The following is a 13,059-nucleotide window of genomic DNA, read 5'->3' as shown; positions in this document are numbered from 1 at the left end:
AGGTTCATCATGGCGGGGCAACTCCTCAACCCTAACCTCCTTCTTGCCGTACCGCTGGCGCCGCTGGCCGGTGCCGCGATTGCAGGTTTGCTTGGCACCCAGTTCCTGGGTAATTTGGTCGGACGCAAGACGTCGCATACCGCGACGATCCTGGGCGTACTGATTGCGTTCATCCTGTCCGTGCAGACACTGCTGGCAGTGATGGATGGCGCGACATTCAATGGCACGATCTATAACTGGATGACGATCGGCACCCTGAAGATGGAAGTGGGCTTCCAGATCGATTCGCTGTCGGCGATGATGATGTGCGTGGTCACCTTCGTCTCCCTGATGGTGCACATCTACACGATCGGCTACATGAAGGATGACGAAGGCTACAACCGCTTCTTCGCCTACATCTCGCTGTTCACGTTCTCGATGCTGATGCTGGTCATGGCCAACAACTTCCTGCAACTGTTCTTCGGTTGGGAAGCCGTGGGCCTGGTCTCTTACCTGCTGATCGGTTTCTGGTACCAGCGTCCGACGGCCATCGTGGCCAACATGAAGGCTTTCCTGGTCAACCGCGTGGGCGACTTCGGCTTCATCCTGGGCATCGGCCTGCTGCTGGCGTATGGTCAATCGCTGGATTACCAGGAAATCTTCGCCAAGAAGGAAGCCTTGTCCCTCCTGACACTGCCAGGTACCGACTGGGCCCTGCTGACCGTTGCCTGCATCTGCCTGTTCATCGGCGCGATGGGCAAATCGGCGCAGTTCCCGCTGCACGTGTGGCTGCCTGACTCGATGGAAGGTCCTACCCCGATCTCGGCACTGATTCACGCCGCGACGATGGTGACGGCCGGTATCTTCATGGTCTCGCGCATGTCGCCGCTGTTCGAACTGTCCGACACGGCACTGTCCTTCATCCTGGTGATCGGTTCCATCACGGCGCTGTTCATGGGCTTTTTGGGCATCATCCAGAACGACATCAAGCGCGTCGTCGCTTACTCGACCCTGTCGCAGCTTGGCTATATGACCGTCGCGCTGGGTTCGTCCGCGTACTCGGTGGCCGTGTTCCACCTGATGACGCACGCCTTCTTCAAGGCACTGCTGTTCCTGGGCGCCGGTTCCGTCATCATCGGCATGCACCACGACCAGGACATCCGCAACATGGGCGGCCTGCGCAAGTACATGCCGATCACCTGGATCACTTCCCTGGTCGGTTCGCTGGCCCTGATCGGCACGCCGCTGTTCTCCGGTTTCTACTCGAAAGACAGCATCATCGAAGCCGTCGAAGCGACGCACATCTGGGGTGCTGGCTTTGCCCAGTTCGCCGTGCTGGCTGGCGTGTTCGTCACTGCTTTCTACTCGTTCCGCATGTATTTCCTGGTCTTCCACGGCAAGGAACGTTTCGGCCAGGCGCATGCGCACGGCCATGACGACCACCACGCGCCTGCGGCCAAGCATGATTCGGACGCGCACGATGAAGAAGACGAAGACGACCACGCGCACCACGGTCTGGAACCTGGCCAGAAGCCGCATGAATCCCCATTCGTCGTGTGGTTCCCGCTGGTGATGCTGGCGATCCCGTCGCTGCTGATCGGTTACCTGACGATCGGCCCGATGCTGCATGGCGATTTCTTCAAGGGCGTGATTTTTGTCGGCGAAAACCATCCGGCAATGGAAGAGTTGTCGCATGAATTCCACGGCGCAATGGCGATGGCGATCCACGGCCTGTCGACGGCACCGTTCTGGCTGGCATTGTCCGGCGTGGTGGCAGCCTACTACTGCTACATGGTCAACCCGCGTGTACCGGCCTGGTTCTTTGCCAAGTTCCACGCGATCCACACCCTGCTCGACAACAAGTACTACCTGGACAAGTTCAATGAAGTCGTGTTCGCCGGCGGTGCCCGTTTGCTGGGTAATGGCCTGTGGAACTTCGGTGACAAGAAGCTGATCGACGGTTTCGTCGTCAATGGCAGCGCCAAGGTCGTCGCCTGGCTGTCCTCGCTGTCGCGAGGCTTGCAGACCGGCTACATCTATCACTATGCATTCGTGATGATCCTGGGCGTGCTGGGCTTCCTGATCTATTTCCTGCCATTCTGGCCCGCTAAGTAAGCTGACCTGATAAAAGAATACTGAGAACCATGATGCAGTCTACGATTTCTACACTACCTCCTTACCTGAGTCTGTCGATCTGGGTGCCGATCATTTGCGGCGTCCTGGTCCTGGCTCTTGGCCGTGACAGCAAAGCGGGTTTTACCCGCTGGCTGTCGCTGGCTGGCGCCGTGCTCAGCATGCTGTGCACCTTGCCGCTGATCCAGCATTTCGACAACGCCGCACACGGCATGCAATTTGTCGAAAAAGCACCGTGGGTTGAAACTTTCAATATCTGGTACTCGCTGGGTATCGATGGCCTGTCGCTGTGGTTCATTCCACTGACGGCCTTCATCACGGTCATCGTCGTCATTTCGGCCTGGCAAGTGATCGAGAAGCGCATCGCCCAGTACATGGGTGCCTTCTTGATCCTGTCGGGTCTGATGATCGGCGTGTTCTGCGCGCTGGACGGCTTGCTGTTCTACTTCTTCTTTGAAGCAACCCTGATCCCGATGTTCATCATCATCGGTATCTGGGGCGGCTCAAACCGCGTGTACGCGTCGTTCAAGTTCTTCCTGTACACCTTCTTCGGTTCGCTGCTGACCCTGGTTGCCATCATCTACCTGCGCAATGTGTCGGGTACCTTCGACATCCTGGCCTGGCATGCGTTCAAGCTGACGATGAATGAACAGATCTTCATCTTCCTGGCCTTCCTGATGGCCTTCGCGGTGAAAGTGCCGATGTTCCCCGTCCACACGTGGTTGCCGGACGTCCACGTGGAAGCGCCTACGGGCGGTTCCGCCGTGCTGGCCGCCATCATGCTGAAACTGGGCGCGTATGGTTTCCTGCGTTTTTCGCTGCCGATCACGCCGGACGCCAGCCACTACCTGTCGGGTTTCATGATCGCCTTGTCGCTGATCGCCGTCATCTACATCGGTCTGGTTGCCCTGGTGCAAACGGACATGAAAAAACTGGTCGCCTATTCGTCGATCGCGCACATGGGTTTTGTGACCCTGGGCTTCTTCATGTTCAACGACATTTCGGTGCAGGGCGGTATCGTGCAGATGGTCTCGCACGGTTTCATCTCCGCTGCGATGTTCCTGTGCATCGGCGTGCTGTATGACCGCATGCATACCCGCAACATCGCCGACTACGGCGGCGTCGTGAACCGCATGCCGAAATTTGCCGCCTTGTTCGTGCTGTTCTCGATGGCCAACTGCGGTCTGCCAGCGACTTCCGGCTTCGTCGGCGAGTTCATGGTGATCCTGGGCGCGGTGCAATACAACTTCTGGATCGGTCTGTTGGCTGCAACGGCACTGATCTGGGGCGCGGCGTACTCGCTGTGGATGGCCAAGCGCGTGGTGTTCGGCAAGATCAAGAACAAGCATGTGGCCGAACTGACCGACATCAACAAACGTGAATTCTTCATGCTTGCTGTGCTGGCCATCGCCGTGCTCGTGATGGGTCTGTACCCAGCCCCGTTCACCGACACGATGCAAACTTCGGTTGCCGACCTGCTGCAGCATGTCGCCATCAGCAAGTTGCCTTAAATAGAAGACCGATAACATGACTAATGCACCTAATCTGGTACCGCTGTACGCGGAAATCTTTCTGCTGATCGCCACGTCGGCGCTCTTGCTGATCGATATGTTCTTGCCTGCGGCGAAGCGTTCGATCACCTATGCGCTGTCGCTGCTGACTTTGGCAGGCTGCGCCTTGCTGACCGTCGGCGACTTCAACGCGGGCACCACCGTCTACACGTTCCATAACATGTTCGTGTCGGACCCGATGTCGCAGCTGCTGAAACTGTTCTCGTACGGCGCCGTGGCGCTGACCCTGATCTACTCGCGTGCCTATGCCACCGACCGCAGCATGCTGTCGGGTAATCTGGGCGGCGAATTCTATGTGCTGGCCCTGTTTGCACTGCTGGGCCAGATGATCATGATCTCGGCCAACAACTTCCTGATCATCTACCTGGGTCTGGAACTGATGTCGCTGTCGCTGTACGCACTGATCGCCTTGCGCCGTGACAATGCCAAGGCCACGGAAGCGGCCATGAAATACTTCATCCTGGGCGCGCTGGCTTCCGGTTTCATGTTGTACGGTATCTCGATGCTGTACGGCGCCTCCGGCACGCTGGACCTGGGCGAACTGCGCGTGGCGCTGGAAAACGGCAAGACCAACGGCACCATCATGGTCTTTGGCCTGGTCTTCCTGGTAGCTGGACTGGCCTTCAAACTGGGCGTCGTGCCATTCCACATGTGGGTGCCTGACGTGTATCAAGGTTCGCCAACGGCCGTGACCTTGCTGTTGGGCGGCGCGCCGAAACTGGCCGCGTTTGCCATCACCCTGCGTTTGCTGGGCGAGGGCTTGCTGCCGATGGCGCATGACTGGCAGCAAATGCTGCTGGTGCTGGCCGTGATGTCGCTGGCCATCGGTAACTTCACCGCCATCGCGCAAACGAACCTGAAGCGCATGTTGGCGTACTCGACCATCGCGCAAATGGGCTTCGTGCTGCTGGGCCTGCTGTCTGGTACCGTCGATGCGCCGAACAACACCCTGAACGCGGCTGGCGCAGCCACCGCCTACGGCGCCTCGATGTACTACGTCATCACCTACGTGTTCACCACGCTGGGTACCTTTGGCGTGATCATGTTGCTGGCACGTAATGGTTTCGAAGCAGAAGAACTGGCCGACTTCAAGGGTCTGGGCAAACGCAGCCCGATCTTCGCGCTGGTGATGACCCTGTTCATGTTCTCGCTGGCCGGCGTGCCGCCGCTGATGGGCTTCATGGCCAAGTACTCGGTGCTCGCTTCCGTGCTGGCCACGGGCCAGCTGTGGCTGACCATCGCTGCCGTGCTGTTCTCGCTGATCGGCGCCTTCTACTACCTGCGCGTCGTGAAGATGATGTGGTTTGACGAGCCGACGGACACCAACGCGCTGGTCGTGCATGGCGACATGCGCGTCGTGCTGGCCCTGAACGGCGTGTTCGTCCTGGCCCTCGGTGTGATGCCTAACAGCATCCTGGCTGCTTGCGCGACGGCGATTACCAAGACGCTGGCGTCCTGACCGATGGATGTCACCGCCTCGAGCTGGCTGGTGATCGCCCTGGGTATCCTGGGCGCCAACCTGCCATTTCTGAATGAGAAACTGTTTGCCGCCGTGCCGCTGAAAAAAGCGGCGCAGGCAGAGCAAGGCTGGCGCAAGCCTCTGGCGCTGCGCCTGCTGGAGATGGTGATTCTGTACTTCATTGTCGGCGCCGTGGCGTTCGCGCTCGAAGCGCGCATCGGCAACGGTTTTCCGCAGACGTGGGAGTTTTATGCCATCACCGGATGTCTGTTCCTGGTGTTGGCTTTTCCAGGTTTCGTGACTCGTTATCTGCGTAAACGCCGCTAGGCACCATCCTCCGAAAGCGGCGCCTCTGGCGCCGTTTTTTATTGAATAAAGGAATCCCATGGATACGAATCTGATTGAAACCAAGGTGGACGGCGAGCTCGTTTATCAAGGCGGCTTCCTGCGCGTGCAGCGCGACCGCGTGACCCTGCCGGACGGCAAGATCACGGTGCGCGAATTCATCCTGCATCCGGGCGCCGTCGTCATCCTGCCGCTGCTCGACGACGGCATGGTGCTGATGGAACGCCAGTACCGCTATCCGCTGGACAGGGTCTTTATTGAATTCCCCGCCGGCAAGATCGACGCAGGCGAATCGCACCTGGCCTGCGCCCAGCGCGAGTTGCTGGAAGAAACGGGCTACACGGCCAGCGACTGGAAATTCGTCTCCACCATCCATAACGCCATCGCGTATTCGGATGAACACCTGGAACTGTTTTTGGCGCGGGGCCTCGTAGCCGGCGAGCGCCGTCTGGACGAGGGCGAGTTCCTGGAAACGTTTACGGCCACCGTGCCGCAGCTGCTCGACTGGGTCAAGGATGGCACGATCACCGATGTGAAAACCGTCATCGGCATCTTCTGGCTCGACAAGATCACCAGCGGCGCCTGGCAAGCGGCTTGATCTTGCGCCTGCGCCTGCCCATTTTCCTGCTGCTCGCCTGTGTCACCCTGGGTGCACAGGCGCAGGCGCGCACGCCGTTCCAGGTGCGCTGCGAAGACACGATCAGCAAGACGGTGTCCGTGCTGACGGCGCAACAGAACGGCTACAGCATCGATACGCATCTGCCGTACAAGGCGCTGACCGTCATGAAGGGCACAGCGCGCGCGAATACCTGGGTGCTGGGCCTGACGAAGACCGAGTCGCAAGTGCAAATTGGCCTGGCCGGGCCCATGCTGCAAGATCCTGCCAGCGGCTACGAATGCGTGGCGCCGCAGATTTCCGTCAAGCTCAACTACGCTCCCGTGGTGATCTATATCGGCCGTGAATTTGCCCCGGGCACATGCGCGTATGATGAGATACTCGCGCATGAGCTGCGGCACATGAAAACGTATATGGAACATTTGCCGCGCGTGGAAAAGACCGTGCGCGCCGCGCTGGCCAGGCGTTTCGAGGCGCGGCCCCTGTACGCGCCCAGCGGCACGGCCAGGGCGGCGCTGGCGCGCGAGATCGATACGGGCTGGTTGCCGTATATCAAGGCCGAGATGCGCAAGGTGGAAGTCTTGCAGGCGGCCATCGATTCGCCGCAGGAATATGCGCGCCTGGGCAAGGCGTGCAAAGGCGAAATCCAGAACATATTGGCGGGCAAGGTACAGTCCGCCCAGCAGTGACAAGACAAGGAAGCGCATGACAGCAGTATCGAATCATCCCCGTTATTTTGCGCTGATCCCCGCCGCCGGCGTGGGCGCGCGCATGGAGGCGGGTAGTCCCAAGCAATATTTACCCATCGCCGGCAAGCCCATGCTGCGCCACGCGCTCGACGCCTTTCTCGCCAGCCCCCTGATCGCGCATACGTATGTCGTCGTCAGCGCGGAGGATGGCCAGATAGATGCCGTCGTGCCGCAAGGGAACAACAGCGGCGTGACTGTGCTGCGCTGCGGCGGCGCCACGCGCATGGAAACGATCTTGAATGCCCTGCAGGCGCTGCACGGCAGCATCGATGCACACGACCAGGTGCTGGTGCACGACGCGGCGCGGCCTGGCCTGACGCCGGCGCTGATCGCCAAGCTCATTACCGAAGTGGGTGCACATCCGGCCGGCGGCTTGCTGGCCTTGCCCGTGGTCGACACCGTCAAGCGGGCCGGGCCGGGCAGCCTGTCGGCGCAAACGGTGCCGCGCGACGGCCTGTGGCTGGCGCAGACGCCGCAGATGTTCAGCTATGCCTTGCTGCACCGGGCGCTGTCGCAAGCGCCCGATCCGCAGGCCATCACGGACGACGCTTCCGCCGTCGAAGCGCTGGGCCTGGCGCCCCGGCTGGTCGAAGGCCACCCGCGCAACCTGAAGGTAACCTTGCCGCGCGACATACACACAGCCGAGCTGTATTTGTCCCATCCTTGAATTCCAGAGAGACTCGCATGCACACAACGACACCCGTACTCCCATTTCGCATCGGCCAGGGCTATGACTGCCACGCGCTGGTAGAGCACCGCGACCTGATCATCGGCGGCGTGAAGATTCCCCATCACCTGGGCTTGCTCGGCCATTCCGACGCGGACGTGCTGCTGCACGCGATTACCGACGCCATCTTCGGCGCCGCCGCGCTGGGCGACATCGGCCGCCATTTCCCCGACACGGATGCGCAATTCAAGGGCGCCGATTCGCGCACCCTGCTGCGCGAAGCCGTGCGCCGCGTGCAAGCCACCGGTTATATCATCGGCAATATCGACGCCACCATCATCGCCCAGCGCCCGAAGATGGCGCCGCACATCGCCGCCATGTGCGTCAACGTGGCCGACGATTTGGGCGTGAGTGTGGGCCAGGTGAACATCAAGGCCAAGACGAATGAAAAGCTGGGCTACCTGGGCCGGGAAGAGGGCATCGCGGCCGAAGCCGTGGCCTTGCTGCTGCGCGCCTGATTCCACCTTCGCAGCATCCACCGACAGGAGAGAGCATGTTCCAGTTACGCCGCATCAGCATCTTGCTTGCATGGGCATTGACGGCCGCGCCATCGGCCTGGGCCGAACTGCAAGCCACGGGAGAGCCGCCCGCCGCCAAGCAGGGCTGGAAGGCCGAGACCGTCGCGCAGGGCGTGCGCCAGCCGTGGGGCATCGCCTGGCTGGGCGAGGGCCGCGCGCTGGTCACCAGCAAGCAGGGCACCTTGCATCTGCTGAATGGCAAGAAATTCGAGGACGTGGCGCTGGAAGGCATGCCCAAGGTGTTTACGGGCGGGCAGGGCGGCTTGCTCGATATCGTGCTGCATCCGCAAGATGCCGACAAGCCGAACCCGCGCGTGTACATGACCGTATCGACGGGCACGAATGACGCGAACCGCACGACCCTGGTGCGCGGCGTGTTCGATGGCAAGCGTGTGACGGGCATCCAGACCCTGTTCAAGGTGGCCACCGACAAGAGCGGCGGCCAGCATTTTGGTTCACGCCTGCTGTGGCTGCCGGATGGCACTTTGCTGATGAGCGTGGCCGACGGTGGCAATCCGCCGCTGCGCATAGGCGACCGTCTGGCGCGCGAGCAGGCGCAAAACCTGGCCACGCACCAGGGTTCCATCCTGCGCCTGACGGAAGATGGCAAACCCGCGCCCGGCAATCCGCTGGCCGCCAAGGGCGCCTTGCCGGAAATCTGGTCATATGGCCACCGCAACGTGCAGGGCCTGGCGCTCGACCCCGTTTCGGGCCGCGTGTGGGCCACGGAGCACGGTCCGTATGGCGGCGACGAGCTGAACCTGGTGGTGGCGGGCGGCAACTATGGCTGGCCCCTGCAAAGCTATGGCGCCGACTACAAGACGCATGAACCCGTTGGCCAGCATGAAGTGCCGGGCATGCTCAACCCCAGCGTGGCCTGGGTGCCATCGCCGGCCCCGTCGGGGCTGGCCGTCTACACGGGCGACAAGATTGCCGCCTGGCGCGGCAGCATCTTCAGCGGCGGCCTGGCGGCCAAGGATATCCGCCGCATCGCCGTCGATGCGAACGGCAAGGTGACGGGGCAGGACCGCCTGGCCATCGGCGCGCGCGTGCGCGACGTGCGCCAGGGACCGGACGGCTACCTGTATGCGCTGACGGACGAAGACAACGGGCGTTTGCTGCGCATCGTGGCGCAGTAGCACGGCCGGCGCCCACTTCGCTTAAGATGGCGCCTTTACTTCATTCAAGGTGGCGGCATGGCCCGTGATACTTATGCATACCGGCACGTCGCCGTCGAATCGCGCGCGATCAATGGCCGCGTGGAAATCCGTCCCGTGCCGGGCCAGGCCTTTTCGCCGGAACTGGCCGTGCAGTGCTCGCGCCGCCTGGTCGACCTGCAGCGCTATCCGCTGGGCAGCCGTTTTTTACTCTTTGCCAAGCTGACGGACCGCCTGGGCGGCACGCCCTTCCTGTATGCATATCATGGCGACGCGGACGCGCCGATGACGCCGTCCGACGTGACGAAATTCCTCGGCGAATTTCGCCGCGGGCGCATCTGAAGGCACGGTCCTACGACGCTGGGCATGCCGCGCCGGCGCTGGCTTGCGGCTTGCCGAAGAGTGCGATCGTCAAGGCGCAGCCGAGGGCGAACACGCCGCCCAGCACCATTGCGCTGGACACGCCCAGCCGGTCGACGGCCATGCCACCGAGCAAGGCGCCTGATGCCAGCGACACTTGCACGATGGCGACAAACAGCGCGCTGCTGCCTTCCATCAAGTGTGGCGCGGCCTTGAACATCCACGTCTGCACGGCGATCGGCATGGCGCCAAAACCGAAGCCCCACACGGCCACCAGCAGCATCGCCGTCACCGAATGGCTGCCGAATGCGGCCAGCGCCAAGGTGGACAAGCCCAGCACGGCGCCCGTCAGCATCAGCGCGGCCCGTTCGTAGCGGCCGGCGGCCCAGCCGCCCACCAGGTTGCCGATGAAGCCGGAAGCGCCATATACCAGCAGCATGGCGCTGACCGTGCCGGCCGCCAGGTGTGAAATCTGCGTGAGGAAGGGCGCGATATACGTGTAGGCGGCGAATTGGCCCGTGAAGAGCATGGCCGTGGCGATCAGGCCCAGCCTGGCCTTGCGGATGCTGAAAATCATCGGCAACTGGCGCAGGCGGATGGCTTGCGTCGGTGGCAGCTTGGGCAACAGCAGCAACTGCCCGAGGAAGACCAGTACGGCAATGGCGCTGGCCGCGCCGAAAGCGACCCGCCAGCCGACCAGCTCGCCCACCAGCGCACCGGCCGGCACGCCCGCCACCGTACCCATCGAGACGCCGGCAAAGATGATGGACATGGCGCGCGACGCATGCTGCGGTGCCACCAGACGCGGGCCGATGGCGCTGCCGATGGCCCAGAAGCCGCCCACGCCCACACCCAGCATGGCGCGGCCCAGCAGTATCCACGCATACGAGGGGGCCAGCGCCACCAGCAGGTTCGAAACGACCAGCAGGGCGGTGAGGGCCAGCAGCACGGTGCGGCGGTCCAGGCGGCCCGAGCCGACGGTGACGAAGATGGCGGCAAACGCGGCAACGATGCCGGGCGTGGTGATCATCAGTCCCGCCTGGCCCTTGCTGATGGCCAGTTCGGCTGCCATGGCAGGCAGCAGCCCGACGGGCAGGAATTCGGACGTGACGAGGGCGAAGGCGCCGATGCCGACAGATAAGACGGCCAGCCAGGGCGCCACGGTGGTATCGTCGTCAGTAGCGTTGGAAAGTGTTTGCATATGAGGTTCCTGAAAAGCCGGGAGGTTTTTAACCGGTCGGTATATAATCAGGGCAGGCAGACAGTGTTGTCAATAATTTTTTACCGAACGGTATGAAACAAGATAAAAAAGAGCCAGCGGTCAAGGCGAAAACGGGCCGGCCACGCACCTTCGACGCGGATGAAGCGCTCGATTGCGCCATGAAAGTGTTCTGGGAAAAAGGCTATGAAGGCAGTTCCCTGCCGGAATTGACGAAAGCCATGGGCATGAACCGGCCCAGCCTGTATGCCGTCTTCGGCAACAAGGAGCAGCTATTCCACAAGGCGCTCGAACGCTACAGCGACACGCGCATGCAGTTTTTTGATGCGGCGCTGGAACAGCCGACGGCGCGCCAGGTGGTGGAAGCCCTGTTGACGCAGTATGTCGATGCGCAAACCATGCCGGACGGCCCGCACGGCTGCATGGGCGTCAATGCAGCGCTCGCCTGCAGCGACGATGCCTTGCCGATCCGCGATGAATTGTTTGCGCGCCGGCTGCGCGGTGAAATCAAATTGCGCGACCGCTTGCGGCGCGCCAGGGAGGAGGGCGATTTGCCGCTCGATTCCTGTCCCGAGCAGCAGGCGCGCTTTGTCGTGACTTTGTCGCAGGGCATGGCCATCCAGGCGGCGGCGGGCGTATCGCGCGAGCAATTGCAGCAGATGGTGGGCTTGCTGCTGCGCAATTGGCCGATGTAACTACCCCGTCGGGGCGATGGTCTTGGCCAGGTCGCTGGGCGCCTTGCGCCGCCAGGCGGCTGTCAGGGCGGCGGCCAGCATGTCCAGCTCGGCATCCGCCAGGCGCACCGTGATGCCGGCAAGGCGCTCGCCCCACCACAGCTTTTGACAGCCGGACGGTGTGATGACGGTGGCGATATGCGCCGCTTCCGCATCGAGCAGCACGTTGATGTGCTCGTCGTCGGGCAGGGTGGCAAAGATCTTCCCGCCCACGCGGAAGGCTGGACGGTCGTGGTGTTCTTCCTCGGTGGTGTCGGGAAACGACAGTGCCAGATAGCGTAGTTCTTCCAGGTCGACCATTTCCTCTTTCCCCCTCATCGGACAGATAGCTGCATGACTGCATTTTGCCATGCTGTTTCGCCCCGTGGTGCAGCGGCATGTGAAAAGAAATGCGCACCATGCGACAGTGGCGGCGCCATCTGTGGCGTGGTCGCGACAATCGGGGCAGGGGATGATGCTTGTTATAATAGAATCTTTAGTGGTTAAAAGAAAAATACTTTTCTTAAAAGAAAATTAGTATAAAATAGCTTCATCGTCTTGCCCGACCCGTCAACCGTCTGAACCTGTCCCGGAAACCCGAACCCTTTCCAGGACGCTTGCAGCGCAGTGCAATTGCGTAGCAAGTCCGCGATCTTGCGCGGTAGTTCCAGCCCCCGACCGCTCATCTTTGCAGTCTCTAGCGCTCCCACCAACACGCCTCAGTGCAGCGTGCATTGAATCCAAGCGCCCGCACGCCTACTGAATAACTACTGGATATAATCATGAAAAATTTGCCTAAAATCGCCCTGTCCCTGATCGCTGTCGGTGTGTTTGCCCACGCGAACGCCAGCACCGTCACCGTGTCCACCGGTTTCTCGAACGCCAGCGCGCAAGCTTCCGCCGCCGCTTACCAGTCCGTGGTGAATGCCGCCGTGGCTACGCCGGGTGCAGGTTATGGCACGACGACGATTGCCAGCTACGACAATGTCACGAATAGCAGCCTGTTCGGCAATGGTTCGAACATCGCCTTCAAGTCGGTGGTCAATTTTGGCGTCAGCGCAGCCGATGCGGGTGCCTGGAGCTTCCGTACCGGCGTCGATTTCGGCAAGGGCGGCGCCCTGTTCCTCGACGGCGTGGCGCTGGACTTCAAGAGCAACGACATGTGGTGGGCAGGCAACTACAACAATGGCAGCCAGTTCCTCAGCGGTTCGAGCTTGCTGGCGGCCGGCAACCATACTCTGAGCATCTATGGCCTGGAAAACTGCTGCGATGGCGGCCAGCAAGCGCAGTTCAAGGCGGGCAACAGCAATTTCACCAGCTTTTCCAGCACCGATGGCCTGGTCTCGGCCGTGCCGGAGCCAAGCACCTATGCCATGCTGCTGATCGGTCTGGGCTTGCTGGGCTTCACGGCGCGCCGCAAGCAGGACGCGAAGTTTTAAGCGCAAGTTCCAAGCAGCGATACTCTGCGCGCCTTGCGGCGCACGTAAAAAAGCCCGCCGTGTCTTGACAGACC

General features: G+C 61.6%; 14 protein-coding genes. 12 read left to right on the top strand and 2 right to left on the bottom strand.

Features of this window, described 5'->3' with window-relative positions; genetic code table 11:
• Nucleotides 1-9: 9 nt before the first annotated feature.
• From nuoL to CNX70_RS20760, 10 genes are read left to right on the top strand one after another with little or no spacing between them, the layout of a single operon-like run.
• A complete protein-coding gene (nuoL, locus tag CNX70_RS20805) occupies nucleotides 10-2,094 on the top strand; it encodes an NADH-quinone oxidoreductase subunit L (protein ID WP_096236660.1) in 2,085 nt (694 codons plus the stop codon).
• Nucleotides 2,095-2,123: 29 nt separating this feature from the next.
• Nucleotides 2,124-3,623, top strand: coding sequence for an NADH-quinone oxidoreductase subunit M (locus tag CNX70_RS20800; RefSeq protein WP_096236658.1), 1,500 nt, complete (start codon nucleotides 2,124-2,126; stop codon nucleotides 3,621-3,623).
• Nucleotides 3,624-3,639: 16 nt separating this feature from the next.
• Nucleotides 3,640-5,142, top strand: a complete 1,503-nt coding sequence (gene nuoN / locus CNX70_RS20795) for an NADH-quinone oxidoreductase subunit NuoN (RefSeq protein WP_096236656.1) — start codon at nucleotides 3,640-3,642, stop codon at nucleotides 5,140-5,142.
• Nucleotides 5,143-5,145: 3 nt separating this feature from the next.
• Nucleotides 5,146-5,469, top strand: a complete 324-nt coding sequence (locus CNX70_RS20790; protein WP_070288753.1) for a DUF2818 family protein — start codon at nucleotides 5,146-5,148, stop codon at nucleotides 5,467-5,469.
• A gap of 58 nt (nucleotides 5,470-5,527) precedes the next feature.
• Nucleotides 5,528-6,085 carry an NUDIX domain-containing protein gene (locus tag CNX70_RS20785; protein ID WP_096236654.1) on the top strand — a complete coding sequence of 186 codons (558 nt, stop codon included), beginning with the start codon at nucleotides 5,528-5,530 and terminating at the stop codon, nucleotides 6,083-6,085.
• The gene (locus tag CNX70_RS20780) at nucleotides 6,082-6,792 is read left to right on the top strand and encodes a hypothetical protein (protein ID WP_071076368.1); all 711 of its coding nucleotides are present in this window, start codon (nucleotides 6,082-6,084) and stop codon (nucleotides 6,790-6,792) included. The genes CNX70_RS20785 and CNX70_RS20780 overlap by 4 nt, the downstream gene beginning before the upstream one ends.
• A gap of 16 nt (nucleotides 6,793-6,808) precedes the next feature.
• Nucleotides 6,809-7,519 (top strand): 2-C-methyl-D-erythritol 4-phosphate cytidylyltransferase, encoded by a 711-nt coding sequence (gene ispD, locus CNX70_RS20775; protein WP_096236652.1) that lies wholly within the window; start codon nucleotides 6,809-6,811, stop codon nucleotides 7,517-7,519.
• Between the two features lie 17 nt (nucleotides 7,520-7,536).
• Nucleotides 7,537-8,037, top strand: a complete 501-nt coding sequence (gene ispF / locus CNX70_RS20770; protein WP_096236650.1) for a 2-C-methyl-D-erythritol 2,4-cyclodiphosphate synthase — start codon at nucleotides 7,537-7,539, stop codon at nucleotides 8,035-8,037.
• Between the two features lie 35 nt (nucleotides 8,038-8,072).
• Nucleotides 8,073-9,236: a PQQ-dependent sugar dehydrogenase gene (locus tag CNX70_RS20765; RefSeq protein ID WP_096236648.1), complete on the top strand. Its 1,164-nt coding sequence runs from the start codon at nucleotides 8,073-8,075 to the stop codon at nucleotides 9,234-9,236.
• Between the two features lie 57 nt (nucleotides 9,237-9,293).
• Nucleotides 9,294-9,596, top strand: coding sequence for a hypothetical protein (locus CNX70_RS20760; protein ID WP_167389702.1), 303 nt, complete (start codon nucleotides 9,294-9,296; stop codon nucleotides 9,594-9,596).
• 10 nt (nucleotides 9,597-9,606) lie between these two features.
• Here the strand turns inward: CNX70_RS20760 and CNX70_RS20755 are convergent, their stop codons facing one another.
• The gene (locus tag CNX70_RS20755) at nucleotides 9,607-10,815 is read right to left on the bottom strand and encodes an MFS transporter (RefSeq protein ID WP_096236644.1); all 1,209 of its coding nucleotides are present in this window, start codon (nucleotides 10,813-10,815) and stop codon (nucleotides 9,607-9,609) included.
• A gap of 92 nt (nucleotides 10,816-10,907) precedes the next feature.
• Here CNX70_RS20755 and CNX70_RS20750 point away from each other — a divergent pair, with 92 nt between their 5' ends.
• Entirely contained in the window at nucleotides 10,908-11,528 is a 621-nt protein-coding gene (locus CNX70_RS20750; RefSeq protein WP_096236642.1) for a TetR/AcrR family transcriptional regulator, read from the top strand.
• On the opposite strand, the gene CNX70_RS20745 is transcribed toward CNX70_RS20750, so the two are convergent.
• Nucleotides 11,529-11,867 carry an MmcQ/YjbR family DNA-binding protein gene (locus CNX70_RS20745; RefSeq protein WP_096236640.1) on the bottom strand — a complete coding sequence of 113 codons (339 nt, stop codon included), beginning with the start codon at nucleotides 11,865-11,867 and terminating at the stop codon, nucleotides 11,529-11,531.
• 461 nt (nucleotides 11,868-12,328) lie between these two features.
• On the opposite strand from CNX70_RS20745, the gene CNX70_RS20735 reads away from it, so the two are divergent.
• Nucleotides 12,329-12,985 (top strand): CCXG family PEP-CTERM protein, encoded by a 657-nt coding sequence (locus CNX70_RS20735; protein WP_096236637.1) that lies wholly within the window; start codon nucleotides 12,329-12,331, stop codon nucleotides 12,983-12,985.
• Nucleotides 12,986-13,059: the final 74 nt, after the last annotated feature.

Origin of the sequence: Janthinobacterium svalbardense (assembly GCF_002327145.1) — a bacterium.
GTDB classification, from domain to species: Bacteria; Pseudomonadota; Gammaproteobacteria; order Burkholderiales; family Burkholderiaceae_D; genus Janthinobacterium; species Janthinobacterium tructae.
The sequence above is the reverse complement of the archived record's forward strand: the minus strand, read 5'-3'. Positions and strand labels throughout refer to the sequence as shown.

Excerpts from the sequence above, each read along its gene's own strand:
- CNX70_RS20800 (WP_096236658.1), top strand. The coding sequence starts at position 2,124 with ATGATGCAGTCTACGATTTCTACACTACCTCCTTACCTGAGTCTGTCG.
- CNX70_RS20745 (WP_096236640.1), bottom strand. The coding sequence starts at position 11,867 with ATGGTCGACCTGGAAGAACTACGCTATCTGGCACTGTCGTTTCCCGAC.
- CNX70_RS20760 (WP_167389702.1), top strand. The coding sequence starts at position 9,294 with ATGGCCCGTGATACTTATGCATACCGGCACGTCGCCGTCGAATCGCGC.
- CNX70_RS20750 (WP_096236642.1), top strand. The coding sequence starts at position 10,908 with ATGAAACAAGATAAAAAAGAGCCAGCGGTCAAGGCGAAAACGGGCCGG.
- nuoN (WP_096236656.1), top strand. The coding sequence starts at position 3,640 with ATGACTAATGCACCTAATCTGGTACCGCTGTACGCGGAAATCTTTCTG.
- ispD (WP_096236652.1), top strand. The coding sequence starts at position 6,809 with ATGACAGCAGTATCGAATCATCCCCGTTATTTTGCGCTGATCCCCGCC.
- CNX70_RS20735 (WP_096236637.1), top strand. The coding sequence starts at position 12,329 with ATGAAAAATTTGCCTAAAATCGCCCTGTCCCTGATCGCTGTCGGTGTG.
- CNX70_RS20785 (WP_096236654.1), top strand. The coding sequence starts at position 5,528 with ATGGATACGAATCTGATTGAAACCAAGGTGGACGGCGAGCTCGTTTAT.
- CNX70_RS20790 (WP_070288753.1), top strand. The coding sequence starts at position 5,146 with ATGGATGTCACCGCCTCGAGCTGGCTGGTGATCGCCCTGGGTATCCTG.
- ispF (WP_096236650.1), top strand. The coding sequence starts at position 7,537 with ATGCACACAACGACACCCGTACTCCCATTTCGCATCGGCCAGGGCTAT.
- CNX70_RS20765 (WP_096236648.1), top strand. The coding sequence starts at position 8,073 with ATGTTCCAGTTACGCCGCATCAGCATCTTGCTTGCATGGGCATTGACG.
- nuoL (WP_096236660.1), top strand. The coding sequence starts at position 10 with ATGGCGGGGCAACTCCTCAACCCTAACCTCCTTCTTGCCGTACCGCTG.
- CNX70_RS20755 (WP_096236644.1), bottom strand. The coding sequence starts at position 10,815 with ATGCAAACACTTTCCAACGCTACTGACGACGATACCACCGTGGCGCCC.